This window comes from Verrucomicrobiota bacterium (genome assembly GCA_019247695.1).
Lineage (GTDB): Bacteria > Verrucomicrobiota > Verrucomicrobiia > Chthoniobacterales > JAFAMB01 > JAFBAP01.
In genome coordinates this window covers 1-20,843 of sequence record JAFBAP010000107.1, presented here as the reverse complement: position 1 = coordinate 20,843, position 20,843 = coordinate 1, and the positions used below count along the sequence as shown (strand labels likewise).

Below are 20,843 nucleotides of genomic sequence, written 5' to 3'. Positions count from 1 at the left end.
TGAAAGGGAAATCGACAGGATACGCTGGGCCGCAACCCGGGCCACATACACGATGTCCGGACCGTCCAAGACGGATGCTGAGCAGGACTCTCTGGTTTGCTCGGCGACCTCCTGGAGAAACTCCGTCGCCACGTTCGAAAAAGGCATCGAAGACAAGTAGGCATAGCCGAGATCAAGGACACGCGCCGTCAGCCTGAAGTATTTGCCGTCGCTGGCGACATAGCCCAAATCGGCGAGCGTCAGCAGGAAGCGTCGTGCTACGGCTCGGGCGACGCCCGCCCTTTCGGCCACTTGACTCAGCGTCAAAGCATCCGCCGACCCGGCGCGCGCGCGCGCGGTTGATTGGTCTTCAGCTTGCTCGCTAGTGAAAGCCCGGATGATCTCGATACCGCGAGCCAGTGAGGCGACGAAGTCTTTGCGATTCTTCATTGGCATCGATGAAATGGCCCTCACTATACCTATATCGCACAGCTGTTCATACGGCGCACAACCGGACCCTATCAACTGCGGCCCGGTCAGCTCATAACAATGATTCGCTGTCGAAATCTCACGAGCGCCCTGGCTGATAAGATTTCCTGGCTAGCAACGTTCCAAAACGACGGCAATTCCCTGTCCTACGCCAATGCACATGGTGCATAGCGCGTAGCGCGTCCCGGTGAGATGTAACTGGTTGATGGCCGTGGTGAGCAAGCGCGCGCCGCTGGCTCCGAGAGGGTGCCCAATCGCGATCGCTCCCCCGGTAGGGTTCACGTGCTCCGCCGCGTCCGGTAAACCAAGGTCGCGCGTCACAGCCAGGGCCTGAGCCGCAAATGCTTCGTTCAACTCGACAAGATCGATGTTCGAGATCTTCAGGCCCGCCTTCTCAAGAACCTTGCGCGAAGCCGGGGCGGGGGCAAACCCCATGATCCGCGGGGCGATACCTGCCACCGCAGCCCGCACCACGCGAGCCCTCGGCGTGAGATGGTATTTCGCCACCGCCTCTTCAGAGGCCAACAAAAGCGCACAGGCCCCATCGTTAACTCCAGAAGCATTCCCTGCCGTCACGGTCCCGCCGGCTTTGACGATCGGCCGGAGCTTGGCCAGTACGTCAAGGGTCGTATCGGGTCGCGGATGCTCATCCGTCTGCACGATTTTCGGTTCGCCTTTCTTTTGCGGGGCCGGTACCGGGATGATTTCACGCTCAAAGTACCCGGATTTCTGTGCAGCGGCCCAGCGGTGTTGGCTCCGACACGCAAAGGCGTCCTGATCCTGTCGACTGACCCCAAATTGTTCCGCGACATTCTCGCCTGTTTCCGGCATCGAGTCGGAGCCAAACAGTTTATGCATTCGGGGATTGACGAAACGCCAGCCGATGGTCGTGTCGAAAATCTCTGCATCACGGCTGAAGGCCGACTCCGCCTTGTTCAGGACAAAGGGAGCCCGCGACATGCTTTCAACCCCCCCGGCAATCACCAGGTCGGCTTCTCCGGACTTGATGGCACGCGCAGCGATCGAGGCGGCATCCATGCTTGAGCCACAGAGCCGGTTCACGGTCGTGCCGGGCACCTCCTGAGGCATCCCCGCCAGCAGAAGAGCCATACGGCCGACATTCCGATTGTCCTCACCGGCCTGATTCGCGCACCCATACACGACGTCGTCGAGGGCGGACCAGTCGACCGTCGAGTTGCGTTCCATCAGCGCCCGGATCGGGATTGCGGCCAGGTCATCAGCTCGCATTGCGGCCAGGGCGCCGCCGTAACGTCCAAATGGCGTGCGGACTGCATCACACACAAACGCCTCTTTCATTGAATCTCCTCGTGTTGCTTTGGAGCGACATCAGATTCTGGGGCGATCATACCGGAGGGTCAGGCGGAAATCTGCGTATCGGGCGTATGCGCCTGGGACCGGATCGCGACGCAGAAAATGGGTTTCTCCAACTGTACGTTATTCGCACTTTTGTGCGCACGTAGAGATCGCGCGCGTTTTGGCCCCTGTCAATACAAATTCCCCCCTGCCGCAACCCTTGCCCGGCAAATCGGACTCGTGCTCGTTACTCCGATTCCGGGCGATAAAGTTTGAGTACGACTACGACTTGGCGACCTGTTTGCCGCCCACGCGACTCGACATCAGGTCAGACCAGGGCGATGACCCGGCTCGCCCCTCCAGTACCGCCGCGGACCTTCGGGCCACCGAGCACGAGAATGGCTCCCTTGGCAGGTAGAGCATCCAGGTTCGCCAAGGCCTCTACGCCCCAGCGGCCACTTCCGAGCCACGCGAAATGAACTGGAAATGCGCCGGCTCGGGTTTCCATGCCGGTGTCCAGCGACAGCGTGTCAACGCCGATCCCCTTTACGTTGCGCTCGGCCAGCATATGCGCGGTTTCCGCATGGAAGCCTGGAGTATGATTCCGACCTGCAGCATCCCTGCCGGTAAACTTTGGAGAATCAAGGAGCCTGTGCCATCCTGAATTCATCACCACGCAACAGCCTTCCGGCAACGGCCCGTTCGCAGCCTCCCATTTACGCACGTCGTCGGGCGTGAGCGATGTGTCGGGATCGTCCTGTGCCCTTTGCGAAATATCCACCATCGCAATCGGCACCACGAAGTCAGTGACGGGGATTTCGTCCACGCTATGGCCATCGGCCGTGAAGTGGAGCGGCGCATCCATGTGCGTACCGGTGTGCTCAACCAGCGTCCAACGATTAATGTTCAGCTTCTCCTTTGCGAAAGTGAACATCTTTTCCATCGTAAACCATTTCGATCCGTCGAAGGTCGGGAAACCCTCGAAGAGGGGATGCGTCAGATCCAGGACGTTTGTGAAACTCCTAGGCTGTGGTGCGACGGGCGTCCCGGAACTTGCGCGCGCGCCGCACGCGACCGCCGCCGCCGCCGTGATACTTTTTTTAATGAAGCCCCGCCGGCTCGCGCAGCCATACAGAGCGTCGAGGCAAACTGGAGAACACATTATGTTATAGCTCCTTCGGAGGTTCTTGCCATCTTCTTGCGGTCAGCAGAGTCGGACAGGCGATGCAGCCAATCTTTCGCCCATCTATACAACCCCATTTGCGAGCCACAAAATGTGCCGTGTCGACCAAATATACCGCAAATCGCTTAACGAACGTTTGTACGTTTAAGCTCAGATAGAAGCCTAAGGGTCGAGTTAGTCACGGTCAAGCGGCAACGCGCCCCGGCTTGCGCGGCCGGACGCGGAAAAACCACCCGAGCAAAAAGGCCTTGACGCTTCGCGCGACAAGCTCCATGAATGAATTGTGCGCACATAAGTGCGCTAATCGCACATCGCCCGGAACATGCCTAAGACCCCGCACCCGTTGACTACCACCCTCTCCCAGGCCATCGGCGAGTTCGTTCGCGATGGGGATTCTGTTGCGCTCGAGGGCTTCACTCATCTCATTCCGTTTGCCGCCGGCCACGAAATCATTCGGCAGCGAAAAAAAAATCTCACCCTCGTTCGTATGACCCCCGACCTGATTTATGACCAACTGATCGGCGCAGGCTGCGCCCGGAAACTCATCTTTTCCTGGGGCGGGAACCCCGGGGTCGGTTCTCTGCATCGATTTCGAGACGCCGTCGAGAACGGGTGGCCCGGCCCGCTGGACATCGAGGAACACAGTCATGCCGCCATGGCTTCGGCGTACACCGCAGGCGCCTCGGGACTACCGTTTGCGATTTTACGCGGATATACCGGAACGGATTTGCCTTCCTACAACCAAAATATCCGTTTCATGCAATGTCCGTTCACCGGGGAACGGCTGGCGGCGGTACCGGCTGTCCGGCTCGACGTGGCGATCATCCATGCCCAGAAATCCGATCAGCGCGGCAACGTTCTGATGTGGGGCATTATCGGCGTTCAGAAAGAAGCGGCTCTCTCCGCCCGGCGGGTCGTGGTAACCGTGGAGGAAGTAGTGGAAGATCTGGGGGCGGCTGCGAACGCTTCGGTCTTGCCGTTTTGGACCGTCGATGCGGTAGTCAAAGCGCCGGGAGGCGCCTCTCCTTCCTACGCCATGGGATACTACGACCGAGACAACGCGTTTTATAAACGCTGGGACGAGATCTCCCGGACGCGCGAAGGATTTCTCACATGGTTGGAAGAGAACGTGTTCCTGAAGGACTCGGCACCTCAGGCGGCTTCGGCTTCCTTGGCGAGTGCCGGCAAGGAGAACCCTTAAAACGAATGGCTTATGAATGATGGGCATTACACCGCTGACGAAATGATGACGGTCGTCGCGTCCAGATATCTGAAAGAGGGCCAGGTCTGCTTTGTGGGCATTGGCCTGCCCAGCGTAGCGGCAAATCTGGCTCGACTGACGCATGCACCAAATCTTGTGCTGATCTACGAGTCCGGTCCGATCGATACCAAGCCGGACGTGCTTCCTCTCTCGATTGGCGACGGTGAACTGGCGAAGACGGCCACGACCGTTGTGCCGACTTCTGAAATCTTTTCCTATTGGCTGCAAGGCGGTCGGGTCGATGTCGGGTTTCTCGGCGCCGCTCAAGTCGATAAGTTTGCTAACATCAACACGACCGTGATTGGGGCGTACGGTCGGCCGAAGGTCCGCTTGCCCGGAGCGGGCGGCGCACCGGAGATCGCGGCTTCGGCAAAAGAGGTACTGATCGTCTTACGTCAATCGCACCGTACGTTCGTCGAAAAGGTCGCCTTTATCACCAGCGCCGGATTTCTAGACGGTGGCGATGAACGGAGTCGGCTGGGCATTCCGGGCGCGGGCCCCAAGGCAGTCATCACGGATCTCGGGGTTCTTACGCCTGATCCGAAGACAAAAGAATTGACGCTGGCCCAAATCCATCCCGGCGTGACCCTCGAGCAGGTAAAAGCCGCGACCGGCTGGGAGCTGAAGGCCTCCGGGGATCTGGTGGTTACAGAGGAGCCTGACCCGGAGGCTTTGCGGGTACTGCGCGACCTGAAACGGCGCACAGAAATCGCCCATTCCGGGGCATGAGTTCACCGAGGGGAATGAATTTGTCGTGACAGGCAGACGCATTTCCCGATCGCACGCGGCGGGGGCAATCCGATGGAAATTGGAACAAACCGGGGTTTGGGTTTAGGGGGCGGGGGTAGGGGGAGGAAACGCGGGTACCAGCGTTGGAAGGGATCACCGAGCCAGCAGATGTAGAGGACCGGGAACGTGCCGCCGACAATGAAGAGTGCATCGCCGGGTAGCCGGAGCCACTCGAAGATGGAGTTGGTAGGATTAGTGATGAACTTCAGCGAGCGGGCATCGTAGTAGCTCACGCCAATCGCGTGATAAAGCTGGATGATGCCCAGCGGAAACAGCGTGGCGAAGACCATCCAGACGAGACCAAGGTTCAGGCACCAGAAGCTGACCTTAGCCGGGCGATCGCTCCACATCTTTTCGGGAATGATGTAGCGCAGGCAGAAGAGCGCGAGGCCAACGGCGAGCATGCCGTAGACGCCCATCATGGAAGCGTGCGCGTGATTCGCCGTAAGGGCGGTTCCAATCTCGTAATAGGAGACAATCGGAAGGTTGATCAGAAAGCCGAAAATTCCCGCGCCGAGGAAATTCCAGAAGCCGACTGACGCGAGGAACATTACTGACCAGTAATGCGGGAACCGCGTGCCGGATTGCTGCTGCGCACCGAGCTGCAGAAAACTCCATGCTTCAAGCGTAAGAAAGGTGAGCGGAATCACTTCCGCGGCGGAGAAAAATGCACCGAGAGCCATGTGGATGGCCGGTTCGCCGGAGAAGTAAAGGTGATGCATCGTGCCGATCACGCCGCCGACGGAATAGAGGAGGACGTCGAGGTAGATGAGCCGCAACGCAACACGTTGATGCACCACGCCAAGCAGGACGAAGACGTAGGCTACCATGACGGTCGTGAACAACTCGAGGAAGTCCTCGACCCAGAGATGCACGACCCAGAAACGCCAGAAGTCGGTAGTCGTAAACGTTGAATTGGTCCGGACCAGCAGACCGACGGCGTAGAAGGCGGGGATAGACAGTGCCGAGAAGAAAAAGAGCCACGGCATGTTGCCGACGCGGTCTTCCTGCAGCCGGTGCCGCAACCCGCGAAAGAGGATGATGGCCCAGAAAGCGAGCCCAACGGTCAGCAGGATTTGCCAGAAGCGCCCCAGACCCAAGAACGTGAAACCCTGGTTGCCGAACCAGGACCATCCGTTCCGGATCCAGTTGAGGATACCTGCATACTCGCCGGCCACGCTGCCAAGGACAACCACGGCCAGGGCGCCGAGCAATAGGTAAGCGAGCGTGCTCTGGCCGCGGGGCTCCCGGCCGGTGATCATCGGCGCTATGAAGATCCCTGCCGCCAGATAGGACGTGGCAACCCAGAAGATCGACAGTTGCACGTGCCAGGTGCGAGCGACGTTGTAGGGGAAGACTTGCGCCAGATCCAAGCCAAAGAAGTTGGTTATCTCGGCACGGTAATGCTCGGCAGCGCCGCCGACCAACGCCTGCGCAGCAAATAGGAATGCCATGACGAAGAAAAACCAGGCGCAGGCCCGTTGCGCCGGCGTCAGGATGACTTCGTCAGGCGGCCGGAACCGGATGCGTTGCTCTTCGCGGCCATGCCAACCCAGGAAATTCCAGCGGCCAAACGCCGCCAGCAACAGACCGATACCGCCGAGCAGGGCGATAAGCGACAAAACGCTCCAGACGATGGCGTCCCCTGTGGGTTGATTATTGACCAGCGATTCCGGCGGCCAGTTGTTCGTGTAGGAATAATCCCGATTCGGGCGTAGCGCCGCGGCCGCCCACGCTGACCAACTGAAGAAGGAGGTCAGCTTCCGAATTTGCTCCGGATCGCTGATGGCGTTGGGGCGAAGACCGAACTTGGTCGTGGGACTGCCAAAGAATTCGGCGTAGGAAGCCGTCAACTTTTGAAACGCGCCTGCTTGCGCGGCGCTATACGTCAGCACGCCGGTCGTTGGATCATACCGGTTGGTCTTGAAGTCGGTGATCGTTTGCTGCCGAGCCTTGTCCGGGGAGGCCCCGCCATAGTAATCAATCGAAAGCTCAGCAGCACGATGCAGGTAGTCTGCGGTGTAGTCAGGCCCCAACCACGCGCCATGACCGAAGATTGATCCGTATTCCATCAGGCCGTTCTGCAGGAAGATCTCCTGGCCGGCTATCACATCGGTTCCGGTGAACAGTAGGGTTCCATTCGGGTCGAGGACCTTCACCGGAATCGGCGGTTCGTCGGTGTAGGTGTAGTAGGCCAGCATCCCCATGACGAAAAAGCCGAAAAGCATCACGAGAACCACCGCTTGGATCCATCCTTTGGAAATGAGAAGTTCTCTTGTCGAGGGTTCATTCATAAGAGGCGGTGACGGACACTGCTAAAGGTGTGCCACGGTTAGAGAGCCTGCCGAGCCGCGATTCCCCTCGGGACAGGCCTTTGTTCGAGCCTTGTTGAGCGCATTTCATTTCGCGGGATTTCGCGAATTCGCATGCTTTCGCGAAAAACGAGGCAGTGCGTATCCGCCGCGGCGACGCCATGCAGAGACAAAAGCGATGCGGATGCGAAGCGGCACGCCTCTTGCAAAAAGCCCGAGCTATGCTGAGGATTCAGCGATCTTGCGGGAAAGACGGGACCGTGTTCGCCCTCAGTGGTCGAATTGAGGCTGCGGACTTGCCTCAACTCGCATCACTGGCCGCCGACGAGACATCGCGCGTGATCTTCGATCTGAGCGAAGTCAATCTGGCAGGACGCGAGGCGATCCTGTTTTTATCCCGTTGCGAAGCGCGCGGGGCGCGGCTGGAAAATTGCCCCGGCTTTATTCGCGAATGGATCGCCCGCGAAAAAGGCGGTACATAATGGCCGGCTATTTTGCCTTAAAGGCGTGCTTGTTGATTTTGAGCGCGCGAATTTTCGACTCCAACGTCGAAGCCGGGAGACCCAAACGCGCTGCCGCACCCGACGCGCCGGAAACGCGGCCCCTCGTAGCGAGCAGCGCAGCCTCGATCAGAGATTTCTCGTGGGTGGCGAGCCGTTGCGCCAACGGCTGTGCTGCGGAGGCTGGTTCAGCGTAGCGAGGTTCCTGGTTGAGCCAGTTCCTGTCGACCGAAAAGGCGTGGCCGTCGCAGAGAATGAGCGAGCGTTCAATGACGTTCTGCAATTCGCGGACGTTGCCCGGCCAGTTGTAAGATCGAAACAGGGCGATGGTTTTTTTGCTGATGCTGAAAATGCGCTTACCCATTTTATCCGCGTAGCGCTGGATGAAGTATTCCGTCAGCAGGGGAATGTCTTCGATTCGTTCGCGGAGGGACGGCATCTCGATGGGAAAGACGTTGAGCCGGTAGAAGAGGTCCCTGCGAAAGCCGGCGCTATCCTCCGGCCTCTGCAGGTTCCGATTGGTGGCCGCGATGAGCCGGACGTCGGCCGTTATCGGCTGCGTCCCGCCCACGCGCTCGAACTCGCGTTCCTGAAGCACGCGCAAAAGCGTGACCTGCGTTTCGGCAGGCAGCTCGCCTACTTCGTCGAGAAAAAGCGTTCCGCCCTGCGCCAACTCGAAACGGCCCAGGCGCCGTTGCAGGGCACCCGTAAAGGCACCCTTCTCGTGCCCGAAAAGCTCCGAGGCGATAAGCGATGGGGGAATGGCGGCGCAGTTCACCTTCACAAACGCGCGCGGATCGCTTCGACCGCTTGTGAATGGCTCGTGCGATGAGTTCCTTGCCCGTACCGGTTTCGCCGGTAATAAGGACGGTCGAATCCGTAGACGCCACCCGCGCCACCCGGGCGAGAACCGCGCGCAGGGCCGGCGCGGTCCCGACGATCTCCTCGAACATCGATACCTCATCGAGCTGCTCGCGCAGGACGACGTTCTCGCGCTCCAACTGGTCCTTCAGAGCCTGCAATTCGCGCGTGCGCTCCTCGACTTTTCGATCTAACTCTGCAGCAACCAGCTTCTGCTCTTGCAACAGGCGCGCCTCCTGCAGCCCGATTGCCGCCTGATTGGCGGCCACGCTCAGCAACAGCCCCTCCGTGGTCGAGGGAAAGTTCCGCCGGGTCGCCCCGGCCACTACCCAGCCGATCTCCTTTTGGCAGCCGAGGCGTCTGGCCGCCATCGTGATGCCGCCGGCAGGGCGTCGAAGGACCAGCGCCTCGCGCGCCCCCGTCTTGAGCCAGTCCTGCAAAGCGCGACTTACTTCCGGCATCGCCACTGTGGGCTGGCTTGTCGAGGCGTGCCGAATGAGCGTGAGCGGCTTTCCGTCCAGGGGATCGTTACATTCCGCGTAGACAAAATCGACGCGCAACAGGCCAAGGAGGCAATCGAGCAGCGCTCGGATAATCTGGGCCGGCTCCGCGCCGATCCAGATCGCCGGAAGAGCAAGGACGCTGATGAGATCGTTGACGCACGACTTGAGATCCCGGACGTCTTCCGACTCGGTCTCCAGTTTCAATCGTGCGACGTTCATGGGCATTACCGCCGGCCGCTCCCGGTACGCCTTTCCCGCAGCTCGTGAATGAAGTCCTCCGGCGGCACAAAGAACGGGTTTTCTTGCAGGACTCCGCCAATGACGGTCATTGGGTGCGTGCGCATCACATCAATCACCGTCTCTCCGCTGAACCGAGTCAGGTCGTAAGTGCAGATGACCGGATTCACCGGGCCGGATTGCTGCATCCAGATGGCATTGGCTTTCGCCTCGTACTCAAGAAGCTCGTCAATGCCGGGCTTGTCCATCAGCGCCCATTCCATGTGGGTCACAAATCGGATGAGCGGATAACCCTCCTGTTTCGCTTTCTTCACCACATCCTCGAACAAGGACAGCGTCCGGACGGGATCAAATTTTCCGCCCGCCAAATGGGTATTCGACCAAGTGCGCAGCTCAAATTGACCAGTTCTTTCCAGGTGCGCCGCATCGAGGCCCTCCGCGTGCAGACGGGCGAGGTGGTCCTCGCGGCGCTCGGGATCAATCGTGTGAACGATCTTTTCGCCCCGTTCGATGCCTTCGCTGATGAAGGGAATCAAGGCACGGTATTCATCGTCGCGACTATTGAAAAAGGCGCAGACGTGGCACTTATCGCCCAGGTCCGAGCCGGCAAAACAAATCGGCCGTCCCTTTGATTTGCCACCCGTTTTGAACTGATCGTCAGTCGAACCCATGGAATCTTTCTATCAATCCACGTTCCGCCGGAAAATGGAGGGTATCCGAACGGGAGGATATTCACTGTCGATTTCGGGCCGGAAAGCCCCTCCTACCCGTCCGGCCCAAACCAATATTTGATAGCACAGCGATCTTGGAGGGCAAGCTGCCAGGGTGATTTCAGAATTCCCGAACTTTCGCGAATTTGAAGGAAGCCGTCCTGCTTGATTTCCGCGGGGCGCACTCTCTATTCCTCGGAAAAGCCGCAGTGCTCCGGCCTCACCTGTCCTTGGCACACCGTTTGCGGAAAGGTCGAGCCTGCAACCTGGAAACCTGAAAGGTCCTCATGAAACGATTGGAAGGAAAGATTGCCCTCGTGACGGGCGGTAGCCGTGGTATCGGCGCGGGCATTGTCAAACGACTCGCCAATGAAGGAGCCCACGTTGCCCTTACCTACGCCAAATCGCCCGACCGAGCGAATGCCGTAGCCGAGGAGGCGAAGTCGTCCGGAGTGCGTGCCCTCGCCATCGAGGCGGACAGCGCGGAGGCCGACTCGGTCGTCGCCGCGGTCGATCGCACGGTCCGGGAGCTGGGCGGGCTCGATGTTTTGGTCAATAACGCGGGGGTTTTGTCGCTCGGTCCCATTGATGAATTCACCCTTTCCGAGTTCGATCGGACGTTTGCCGTGAACGTGCGGGCTGTTTTCGTGGCGACCCAGGCAGCGGTCAGGCACATGAAAAGCGGCGGGCGCGTTATCAACATCAGCAGTTGCAACGCAGATCGAATGCCGTTTCCGGGTGGTGCCGTCTACGCGATGAGCAAGTCCGCGCTGACAGGACTCGTCAAAGGTTTGGCCCGCGATCTCGGCCAGCGCGGAATAACGATCAACAACGTGCTGCCCGGTCCCATCGATACGGACATGAATCCAGCCAACGGCCCCGCCGCCGCAACGCTCGTCAAGTTGATGGCGGTTCCCCGATACGGAACCGCCGACGAGGTTGCCGCCATGGTCGCATATCTGGCTGGACCGGAGGCGGCTTGCGTCACGGGGGCCGATCTGCTGATCGACGGTGGCTTCAGCGCGTAGACGCCGGAGAACCAGCGGCTGGGCTGCACCCCCCAAATCGCCATCAAAAAATGCGACCAAACACATCTCCATGAATGCAAACGAGGCAACCCCAGTGCCGCCCCCTCCTTCCACCGCTCCCGAATCAGCGCCGGCTCCGCCGCCCAAGGCCGTTCGGCGAAAGCCCTGGCGGCTGCTTGCCGTCGGCATCGTGGTGGTTCTCGCGCTGGGGTTCGGAATCCCGTGGTTTCTCCATTCCCTGAGCACGATTTCGACCGACGACGCCTACGTGAACAGCCACGTGACCTTCGTTGCCTCGCGCGTGAGCGGCCAGGTGGTTCGGGTGCGGGTGGACGACAACAACCGCGTCACCACCGGCCAACCCCTCGTGGAACTCGATCCCCAGCCCTACCGGGTGCAGGTCGCCATCAAACAGGCGGCGGTCAATTCGGCCCGGGCGGACCTGGCGGTCACCGAGGCGAACGTGCGGGCGTTACTGGCCCAGGCGCGGGCGGCGCGCTTCAAGCTGCTCCATGCCATCGAGGACGTCGACAACCAGGTCGCGCTGGTGCGGGCGCGGGTCGCCACCTGGGAACAGGGCAAGGCGGCCCTGGTGCTGGCGCAGGCGGAGTTTGACCGGTCCAGCCGCCTGCGGGCGAGCGGGGTGACCAGCGCCGAGGAGTTTGATCAAAAGCGGGAAGCGCTCGATGCGGCCAGAGCGCAAGTCACTCAGGCGCTGGAATCGGTCTACCAGGCGCGCGCTGCCCTCGGGCTACCCGACCAACCACCCCCAGGGCACGGCCCTCGCCGAAGTGCCGGCCGACCTCGACCAGACGTTCTCAGCCGTGCGCCAGGCGTTGGCCGAGCTGCTGCAGAGCGCGGCGCAACTGGGCATCGTGCCCTCCTCCTACGACTTGAGCCCCAAACAGCTGGTGGAAGAATTTTACCGGCGCGATCCCGGCGGCAACATCGACCGCATCTACGCGGAGGTCATCAAGGGCGCCCCTGGTTTGCAAAAGGCCCAAGCCACCTTGCAGCAGGCCCAACGCGACCTGGACCAAGCCCAGCTCGACCTGAGCTACTGCACGATCGTGGCGGAGATTGACGGCGTGGTCACCCGCCGCGACGTCAACCCCGGCAACAACGTGCAGGTGGGCCAGAGCCTGATGGCGCTCCGCTCGCTGCGCGAGGTCTGGGTGGACGCGAACTTCAAGGAAACCCAGCTGCGACGTTTGCGCATCGGTCAGCGGGTGACGCTGGAGGCCGACATGTACGGCGGCAAGCAAACCTTCGAAGGCCGCATCTCCGGCTTTACCATGGGCACCGGCTCGACCCTGGCGCTGTTGCCGGCGCAGAACGCCACGGGCAACTTCGTCAAAGTCGTCCAACGGCTGCCGGTGCGCATTGACCTGGTGGGTTACGATCCGGACAAGCTGCCGCTCTTTGTGGGCTTATCGGTCACGCCCTCGGTGGACCTGAACGCGGCGCCCACGGGTCCCGACGCCGGCCGATTCCTTCAGGCGCAGGCCCCGCCGGCGGCCTCCGCCAACCCAACCCCATGAGTGCCGGCCCGGCCACCCCCTCCGTGCCGGTCGTGCCGGCCAGCCACCAGGGCGTTAACCCGTGGCTGGTCGCCTTCGCGGTCGTGGTGCCCACCTTCATGGAGGTGCTCGACACGACCGTGGCCAATGTGGCCCTGCGCTACATCGCCGGTGGGCTATCCTCGGCGGTGACCGACAGCGAATGGGTCATCACCAGCTACCTGGCGGCTAACGCCATCATTCTGCCCATCACCGGATGGCTCTCGGCCCACGTCGGCCGGCGCCGCTACCTCCTGCTCTCGATCGCGGTCTTTACGGCGGCCTCCGTCCTCTGCGGGCTGTCGACGAACCTGGCCATGCTCATCCTGTTTCGCATTCTCCAGGGACTGGCGGGCGGCGGGCTTCAGCCCAGCAGCCAGGGCATCCTGCTCGATGCCTTCCCGCGCGAAAAGCAAGGCGCCGCCCAGACGCTCTTCGGCATCGCGGCGTTGATTGCCCCCGTGATCGGCCCCTCCCTGGGCGGCTACATCACCGACCAGTATTCCTGGCGCTGGATTTTCTACATCAATTTGCCGGTGGGCGCGCTTGCCTTCCTGCTCTGCGCCGCGCTGGTGCACGACCCGTCGTATCTGGAGGCAGAACGCGCCAGCCTCAAAAAGCAGGCGTTCAGATTTGATTCCATCGGGTTGGGCTTGCTGGTGCTCATGCTGGTTTCCTGGGAAATCCTGCTCAGCAAAGGCCAGGAATGGGATTGGTTCGGCGACCCGTTCGGGCGCATCCAAACGCTGGTCACGCTGTGCGTGGGGGGCTTGGCGGGCTTGGTCTGGTGGGAGACGCGCCAAGCGCGCCCGGTGGTGAATCTGCGGCCGCTGGGGGAGCGCAACTTCGCGCTTTGCTGCGTGATCATCTTCTGCTCCTACGCGGTGCTCTACGGCTCGAGCACGCTGCTGCCCGGGATGCTGGAAACCCTGTTTGGCTACGACGCGTTCCACGCCGGGCTGGTGCTGTCGCCCTCCGGGATTTTCACCATCATGGCCATCATCATGGCCGGCCGGCTGCTCGGGCGAGGCCTGGACGCGCGCTGGCTGATCGGCGCGGGGTTGCTCGTCATGGCGGCGGGCAGTTGGTGGATGTCCGTGCTGAACCTGGAGATTTCCCCGGGCCAGGTGATCTGGCCGCGCGTGGTGCTGGTGCTGGGCCTGGGTATCGTCTTTGCGCCGCTCAACGTGGCCGCCTACCTCTACACCCCGCAGAAACTGCGCGGGGCGGCGGTGGGCCTGTTTGCGCTGCTGCGCAACGAGGGCGGCAGCTTCGGCACGTCGTTGGGCCAGACGCTCACCGAACGGCGCGAGCAGCTCCATGCGTTGCGCCTGAACGAAAACCTCGATCGGCTCAACCCGGCGGTCGCCTCGTTCCTGAATCAGGCCCGGCCTGCTCTGATGCACCAGACCGGCGACCCGGTCGCGGCGCGCCGGATGGCATTGCAGGCCCTCGATAACCTGCGCGGGTCGCAGGCCCTCTCGCTGGCCTACTTTGATTGCTTTTTGATCTTCGCGGCCATCGGCGTCGTGCTCGCCTTGCTGGTGCCCTGGATGAAGCGTTCCGTGCTCGAAAAGGGCGCGCACATCGCCGCAGAGTAACCCCGCCGGCAAAATGACAAGGTGCAACCGAAAGCGCCTTTTCTATGTATGAAGCAGCAAAACAGGCCGCCACTCACTACTTGCATGAGGACAAACCAAATCGTTCGGCCGGAGGCTGCCGCATGAGAGTCTTTGTTGCAGGAGCGAGCGGAGCCATTGGGCAGCCGCTGATTGCCGAGTTGGTCCGTCAAGGGCACACCGTTACGGGCATGACGCATTCTGAGGCGGGGGCGCGGCGGCTTCGGGACCTGGGCGTGACCGTCGCCCACGTCAGCGCTTTTGATGGCGTGGCTGTGGAACAGGCCCTGCGCCGAGCCCGAGCCGAGGTCGTCATCGATCAACTGACCGCCTTGCCGAAAGATCCTTCAGAGCTGGCCGCGGCGTTCCCGGCTGATCGGAAGCTGCGGCTCGAAGCCGGCGGAAGCCTTCATCGCGCGGCGCAGGCGGCCGGCGTGCGGCGCTACGTCCAACAAGCGAGCGGCTTCTTCCTGAAGGCAGCCGGTGGCTTGGCCGACGAGTCCGCGCCCCTGGCCACCGACGCCAGCCCCGGCGTGGCCGCAAGCGCGCGCATGTACGCCGAGATTGAAGCGCGGCTGCGGAACTCTGGCAAAATGGAAGGGGTCGCCCTTCGCTACGGTTTCTTTTACGGTCCAAACACCTGGTATGGCGAGGACGGCACGGTTGTGGACCAGGTCCGACGCCGCGCGATGCCCCTCATCGGCCAAGGCCAAGGGGTCTGGTCCTGGATCCATATCGAGGACGCGGCCCTGGCCACGGTTGCCGCGCTGACCGCGCCTGCCGGCATTTATAATGTTGTTGACGACGATCCTTCCCCGGTCAGCCGCTGGCTACCCGCGTTTGCGCGCTGGCTGGGGGCGGCGCCCCATAAGCGTTAACTTGCTCCGTCAGAAAACACTGTTTATACGGAAATCTACACTAAATACGGTTCCACAACAAACGTTTGGATGTGGTTTTCGAGGGAAAAGCACCTCTGCAGGCTGGAATTGAGAAACAAGTTAACGCTTATGGGGCGCCGCCCCCACCCCAGATCAGCGAATCGGAAGCGCGAGAGGCGGCCGGGGATGACGCAGTCTACTATGGCACGAAACTGAGCGGTGCTTCCAACGAGAAGGCAAAGAAAACGTTCAACTTCAGGCCCAGGCGTTTGCAATGGCTATCCCGTGACGGTAGGCAGGACCGTTCTCCAGGTCCGGATCCCGTGAGCCGGCGCATGGTGCGGGCGTGAATCCCTTCAGCGTTTCGTGCTGGCGTTGGCCCAGGCCGGCTTAACGCGCGCTCAAACCGCCGTCGCTCGCCGGGGTTGGCGCGGGAGTACAGCCTCGATGCCGGTCGCCCGTACGCGCCTGTAACGAGACATCTGGAACGCCGTTTTGGATTGCAGGGCTGCCGGGAACCGACGCACGCGTTTCCGCCGACGCGCGGACGCGCTCGAGCAGGTCAACGTTGTGCTGCTCGGTCTGCGAGAAGGAGGCCTTGAGTTGCGCAAGCGTTAGTTCCGGGCGAGGCCGGTACCAGGGGCACCGCCGAAACTGCGCCCCATTTACGCTTCCTTCAGCAAAAATCGCCCCGTGCCGGGCGTACACTTCCTCGATGGCGTAGCAGAGTTGGGCGCGAGTCCACACAGCGGCCTCATTCCACGTCATCAAGCGCTGACGCGTCTGGGGGTACCGTTCGCCCGGGTAGCCGTCGGGTGGACTGCCTGAGGAGGCGGCGCTGCGGAGGCGCCAGAGCAGCTCAACGTTGTACTTCTCAATCTGCGACAGGGAAGATTTAATCTGCGCAACCGTGAGTTCCGGGCGAGGTTTATACCAGGAAAACCGGCGAAACTGCGCCTGATTTCGAGGCTCCCAAGGAAAGATTGCCCCGTGCCGGGCGTAGACTTCCTCAACGGCGTAGGAGAGTTGGGCGTCGGTCAGGATCGTGGCCTCGGCCCAGGTCATCAGGCGTTGGCGCGTCTGGGGGTAACGTTCTCCTGGATAACTTGGGTCGGGTGGGGTGCCGGAGGATGCAGCGCTGGAAGCCGGCTTTGGAGCCATTGCTTCATGATCAACCAGTTCGACCTTTGGTGCGCCTGCCGCCGGCAACGGCGTCGGGTTTGCCGAGGGCTCGGGTGGTGCTGATGCAGCGGGCGGCGTTGCGGTCGCTGGCGGCTCCGCCGGCGTTGAAGTGGCTGCCGGCGATGGCGTTGCAGGTGCAGTCGCCGTGGTGGCGGTTATGAACACCACGGTCGGGGCAATCCCTACGATCGGCGCCATCGGCGCCGGTGGGGACGCGGCCGGCGTTGAAGCGACCACCGGAGGGGGTGGTGGAGTCGCCGAAAGCTCAGCTGGCGTTGGAGTGGCAGCTGGCCCCGGCGCCGCGGGCATCGAAACGTCGGCCGGCGTGGAAGCCGCGACGAGCGCCGGCGCCAAGGCTGTCGAAAGCTCCGGTGACAGGTCCGCTCCCTTTAGCTGCACGAGGTCGGGACGTGACGCCGGGTTCCACAGCGTGCAGGCAACGGCGCTGGCGGCCAACAGCACTACCGCGGCGCTCCCCCCCATAATGTAAAGCAGGTGCGGCGCTGCCTTCTCTGAGCCGGCCGGCTCAAGCGCAAGACCGCATTCCGGACACCGGAATGCCTTGCTGCCTACCGTGCATTTCTCGTTGCGGTAAGCCAGCTTACATCCGGAATAGTTCGTGCATTTTCCGACGCGTTCGATCATAGTTATCTGATTCAGGTTAGATGGTTTTAGTTGGTGTGCGGCAGGCTTCAACTTCCTGGCAAAGGGGCGCGTAAGCGTTGAACGTGCAAACCTGCAAGCGATCGCTGATGATTCATGGAACTTAGGAGCAAACGCACGGACGGGGCGCGCGTGAAAACTCGAGAAGAAACCGGCGCTCGAAGCTCGCTTGTTTCAGAGAAGGTGCGAAGGGCGATTTGGATGACCGGTCGTGAGCCTGGATGAAGTTTCGGCATTTGATTGGTTCCAATCCGGCGTTTGAAGTCGTGAATGGTGCTTTCCTTGTGATTGTATCGGTCTTGATTCGTTCAGGCACGACGGGCGCTCATCAACCGTTTACGCAATTCCGATCTTAAAGTTTCAGCCGTCGAGGTGCCGTCCATCGTTCTGGATGCGCCGGGGCTTTGGATGGTAAGGGGGGCCCGGCCTCCCCTGGACTCGCTTGTGCGAGCCGTGCTTACCCCATTCCAACGAGCAAAACGTTAGGAGGCCTCAAAAAGAATTTACCGGGGCCCTATTTAAATTCTTTGGTGGCAAAGCGTGCGAAAGTTTGAGGCCTGACTTCCTTGGCCTCGTTTAAGGGATGAAGGGGTAAACGCCCGCAGACGAGACCGGGGCAAACCGGAGGCCACGTGGCCTTCCTTTCGGCAGGGACTTCGTTGCTCAGATACCGGCGCGAAAGCGTGGCACGCCAGTCCCCGTTGAGCGCTTGGCCTCCAGATTTCAAGCTCGGGGCGACCCTGGACCGGAACAGCGCTGCCGCCGGGTTGATCCGATCTCCTTGCGCGCGTATGCACGATAGTGTTTACTCCATGAGCCTCCCATTTCATCGGGACAAACTCTGGACGGCCCTCAAGTCATTGTCGCAGCACTACTCATGGGCCGAGTTCGAACCGCTGATCAAGGATTGGTAGCAGGCGGCAAGTTCCCGGTCTACGCGCAGCGCGAGGGGGACAATTTGCGGTGCTACGAGATCAACGGGGCGACGCAATGGTTCACAGGGGACATAATCACGGCGCGGGGGGTAATGAAACCCTGAGGCCTCAAGTTCGCTCCTTATCGGAACCCGAAAGGCGAACCGGTCCATGATTGCGCCGATGCATCTGGCCGGGTCGGACACCGATTCGTGAAAGGCTTTGGTCGGGATGAGGGCACCGCCCTCAGTTACCTCCGGTTTTTTTTTCGGTCTCTCTTGGAGGGACCGCTACACTTAGGCGAGGGGGAACCAACCTCGGGGGGTGCTCAGGGAGCGTAGGTTCCGGCGGGCTCAAAGCGCGGGCACCACCGTCGATCCGCCGACAGCCGTGGAAATGCGCTGGCCTCGCAAGTACCGCCGGGCGTAGTCGACCAAGCTGGCGGCGTTGGCCCGTAAGTACCCCTAGACCTCCCCCACGGCCGAGCGTAGCCGTAAGAGCGGACTATTCCAAACGGGCGTGGCCGGCCCGAGCCGGAGATCCAGGTCGGCCGCCAGTTCGCCCAGAGCTTGGTCGGACCGAAATCTGCGGGTCTGCTTTGCGGTCGTCTGTTCGAACCAAACTGCGTCAATTCGGCTTCCGCTTCAGTTCGACCGGCAGGGGTAGGACGTAGGATCTGGCCGGAGCAGTAACGTTGTTCGGTAGTATGGGTCGGTGCATGCGGAAGATCGTGGCCATCAGCGCCATATTATTATCGCTCCAGATACCGCCGTGATTGTCGATGATCTCGGAGGGAACGCGCACGATCCAAAACGGCACGTGAACCCCGATATATTTGTCGTGATCAACCACAAATTGGATTTGCCAGGTTTGCGGCTGAGTTTTGGGAGCGGTCGCCGCTGTCCGCGAATGTCTGCCTGCTTGCGCCGCAGTATCGGAGCCCTTGGGAGCGCTTGTAAAGAAACTTGCACCCACCGGATTGTGCTCCAGGTTGTAGTCGAACGCGTCCGAATTGCCCGAAAACGTTCCTCGCGAACGAACAACTTTATAGTTGACTAGATAGCGATCATTGCCAGGGGTACTGAGGTAAAAGGCGCGTTCGGAAACCCACTGTTGGGTTCGAGGCACTGCCACCTGGTTCCAGGCCCAATGTCCATTGACGATAACGCCGACTTTGCTGCCGATCGGAAAGACGGTACCGGTCGCCGTATCGTTCTCGGATTGCACCTCAACGACCGTCGGTTGGCTCTCGGCAATCGGATCGCCACCGCTCTTGGGCACAAAGTGTCCACCCCAGCGTAATCGGTTGCCTGGAAGTGGATTTGGGTAGTAATCGTAAAGGCTATAAAGGTCACTGACAAGTTGCCGGGTCAAGACCGAATCCGATGCGGGGTTGAGCATCAGGGCAAGATCCCAGGGCGGTCGCACGTTCTGGCCCTGCAACGTGCGCAGGGTGTGTTCCACGGTTCGTTCCAGAATCAGTCCCCCGAAGGAATGACCGATTAAGAAGACATAGTTGTTCTCGCGGAGTCGAGCCGTTTGGGAAAGCTTTTCGATGGCGTCCAAACAATCGCCGTTGCTGGCGATCCGTTCCGCGGCTTGCTTCCGGTTCCAGAAGGTCAAATAGTCGAGGTAGGGAATTTCGAGCGTTTTACCAGGCCAGGCGAAATAGACTCCAAACACATTATAGCGATGGATTTTTACCTGTCGGGATTGGGACAGCCGGCTGAGGAATCCTTTAAAGTTGCCGACGTCCCCCGAGGTGGCGTTATTCAGCCACCCATGGATGTATACAACTAGCAATGGCCGTTCGGTGCTTTTCAATAGCTGAATCGTATTATTGAGCTCGCCCTGCGAGGCGTCCGCATAACTTCCGAGCTCGCCAAATTCGATCGCGGCAAGCTTGTAGTGTCTATCGTCGTTAAGGATGTTGCTACGGTCGCCTTCATACGTCGGCCCGATCGACGCACAGCCAAAAAGACCGAGCAAAATCAGCGAAAGCGCGATGAAAGCCAGAAGTACGCTTTCGCTTGACGGAGAATCAGCCGCTTTCGCGCCGTTGAGATTAACCAATGGGGCGTTCAAGTGGAATCGCTCTGAGGAGTTTAGGGGTGGGACGTTTAGCAAATAGCGCATTGCAAATAGCCCAGGAGGTGTCATTTACAATCATCGAGACGAACCTTGAAAATGCTACCCGGCACACCCCATTTGGGCGCTCGCAGCGCTGCTTCCCACGAAATTGAGTTGGGCGCGCACCTGGGCGTCGTCCGTCAAAACGACCGCAGCGCCCCTCGATCGCCGCCCCTTATTGCGCGGTGCGCCTCGACTGCCAACTGGCCAACACCGAGGCACCCTCCTGCAAGACCGTCCGCGCTCGGGTGCAGGGCATCGACTTGCCGAGGCGGACCCGCTTACGGGACGGGCCGAAGGCCGCGGCCGACAAATTCCGCCCGGTCCGGGGCGCGCTCAAGGCCAGCGAGCCGCTGGCGCTGGTGCAGAATCGACCACACCTTGGGGGACGTCATGCTGGTGGACGGCCTGGAGCGCAAGCCCATCGGGCGCCCCGGGTTAACGCTGGCGCTCGATGTGGCCTCGCGCGCGGCACTCGAGTTCTTTCTGTCGTTGAAGGCGCGCTCTTCGCTCGCGGTGGCGCTGGCCTTGAGCCGGGCGGTGTTGCCCAAAGATGTTCTCTGGTTTGCAACTTGAATTTTGGGTGAAGTTATTGACATAGGGAAGGGCCGGTTAAGCGGTTTGCAGCTTGAGCACCCAGGAGATGTTCTCTGGTTTACAACTGGAATTTTGGGCGAAGTTATTGACATGGGGAGACTCGGTTAGGTGTTCTGCAGTTTGAGCACCCAGGAC

General features: G+C 60.9%; 16 protein-coding genes and 1 pseudogene. 8 read left to right on the top strand and 9 right to left on the bottom strand.

Annotated elements, in window-relative coordinates; translation table 11 throughout:
- The 3 genes from JO015_12020 to JO015_12010 form a co-directional block, all read right to left on the bottom strand.
- Positions 1-435 (bottom strand): helix-turn-helix domain-containing protein (locus tag JO015_12020; GenBank protein ID MBV9999823.1); only part of this gene is annotated, 435 nt, incomplete at its 3' end.
- A 144-nt stretch (positions 436-579) separates the two neighbouring features.
- The gene (pcaF, locus tag JO015_12015; protein MBV9999822.1) at positions 580-1,785 is read right to left on the bottom strand and encodes a 3-oxoadipyl-CoA thiolase; all 1,206 of its coding nucleotides are present in this window, start codon (positions 1,783-1,785) and stop codon (positions 580-582) included.
- Positions 1,786-2,110: 325 nt separating this feature from the next.
- Entirely contained in the window at positions 2,111-2,944 is an 834-nt protein-coding gene (locus JO015_12010) for a cyclase family protein (protein MBV9999821.1), read from the bottom strand.
- Between the two features lie 343 nt (positions 2,945-3,287).
- Between JO015_12010 and JO015_12005 the strand changes: the two genes are divergently transcribed.
- The gene (locus JO015_12005) at positions 3,288-4,166 is read left to right on the top strand and encodes a CoA transferase subunit A (protein ID MBV9999820.1); all 879 of its coding nucleotides are present in this window, start codon (positions 3,288-3,290) and stop codon (positions 4,164-4,166) included.
- Positions 4,167-4,178: 12 nt separating this feature from the next.
- A complete protein-coding gene (locus tag JO015_12000) occupies positions 4,179-4,955 on the top strand; it encodes a CoA-transferase subunit beta (protein MBV9999819.1) in 777 nt (258 codons plus the stop codon).
- Between the two features lie 2 nt (positions 4,956-4,957).
- On the opposite strand, the gene JO015_11995 is transcribed toward JO015_12000, so the two are convergent.
- On the bottom strand, positions 4,958-7,309 hold the full coding sequence (locus JO015_11995) for a cbb3-type cytochrome c oxidase subunit I (protein MBV9999818.1): 2,352 nt from the start codon (positions 7,307-7,309) through the stop codon (positions 4,958-4,960).
- A 239-nt stretch (positions 7,310-7,548) separates the two neighbouring features.
- Here JO015_11995 and JO015_11990 point away from each other — a divergent pair, with 239 nt between their 5' ends.
- Positions 7,549-7,809: a hypothetical protein gene (locus JO015_11990; protein MBV9999817.1), complete on the top strand. Its 261-nt coding sequence runs from the start codon at positions 7,549-7,551 to the stop codon at positions 7,807-7,809.
- A gap of 7 nt (positions 7,810-7,816) precedes the next feature.
- On the opposite strand, the pseudogene JO015_11985 reads toward JO015_11990, so the two are convergent.
- Positions 7,817-9,416 (bottom strand): annotated as a pseudogene (locus tag JO015_11985) (sigma 54-interacting transcriptional regulator).
- Positions 9,416-10,099: an MEDS domain-containing protein gene (locus tag JO015_11980; protein ID MBV9999816.1), complete on the bottom strand. Its 684-nt coding sequence runs from the start codon at positions 10,097-10,099 to the stop codon at positions 9,416-9,418. The pseudogene JO015_11985 and the gene JO015_11980 overlap by 1 nt, the downstream one beginning before the upstream one ends.
- A gap of 326 nt (positions 10,100-10,425) precedes the next feature.
- Here JO015_11980 and JO015_11975 point away from each other — a divergent pair, with 326 nt between their 5' ends.
- Positions 10,426-11,166, top strand: a complete 741-nt coding sequence (locus JO015_11975; protein ID MBV9999815.1) for a 3-oxoacyl-ACP reductase FabG — start codon at positions 10,426-10,428, stop codon at positions 11,164-11,166.
- A gap of 472 nt (positions 11,167-11,638) precedes the next feature.
- Here JO015_11975 and JO015_11970 read toward each other — a convergent pair whose 3' ends face one another.
- Positions 11,639-11,836: a hypothetical protein gene (locus JO015_11970; protein ID MBV9999814.1), complete on the bottom strand. Its 198-nt coding sequence runs from the start codon at positions 11,834-11,836 to the stop codon at positions 11,639-11,641.
- A gap of 16 nt (positions 11,837-11,852) precedes the next feature.
- On the opposite strand from JO015_11970, the gene JO015_11965 reads away from it, so the two are divergent.
- From JO015_11965 to JO015_11955, 3 genes are all read left to right on the top strand, one after another.
- Positions 11,853-12,707, top strand: a complete 855-nt coding sequence (locus tag JO015_11965) for an HlyD family secretion protein (GenBank protein ID MBV9999813.1) — start codon at positions 11,853-11,855, stop codon at positions 12,705-12,707.
- Positions 12,704-14,326, top strand: coding sequence for a multidrug efflux MFS transporter (locus JO015_11960; protein ID MBV9999812.1), 1,623 nt, complete (start codon positions 12,704-12,706; stop codon positions 14,324-14,326). Before JO015_11965 ends, JO015_11960 begins: the two co-directional genes overlap by 4 nt.
- 122 nt (positions 14,327-14,448) lie before the next feature.
- Positions 14,449-15,222, top strand: a complete 774-nt coding sequence (locus JO015_11955; GenBank protein MBV9999811.1) for an NAD(P)-dependent oxidoreductase — start codon at positions 14,449-14,451, stop codon at positions 15,220-15,222.
- Between the two features lie 390 nt (positions 15,223-15,612).
- On the opposite strand, the gene JO015_11950 is transcribed toward JO015_11955, so the two are convergent.
- Both JO015_11950 and JO015_11945 read right to left on the bottom strand, forming a co-directional pair.
- The gene (locus tag JO015_11950) at positions 15,613-17,049 is read right to left on the bottom strand and encodes a YARHG domain-containing protein (protein ID MBV9999810.1); all 1,437 of its coding nucleotides are present in this window, start codon (positions 17,047-17,049) and stop codon (positions 15,613-15,615) included.
- Positions 17,050-18,608: 1,559 nt separating this feature from the next.
- Positions 18,609-20,066, bottom strand: coding sequence for a hypothetical protein (locus JO015_11945; GenBank protein MBV9999809.1), 1,458 nt, complete (start codon positions 20,064-20,066; stop codon positions 18,609-18,611).
- Between the two features lie 426 nt (positions 20,067-20,492).
- Here JO015_11945 and JO015_11940 point away from each other — a divergent pair, with 426 nt between their 5' ends.
- Positions 20,493-20,687, top strand: coding sequence for a hypothetical protein (locus JO015_11940; protein ID MBV9999808.1), 195 nt, complete (start codon positions 20,493-20,495; stop codon positions 20,685-20,687).
- Positions 20,688-20,843: the final 156 nt, after the last annotated feature.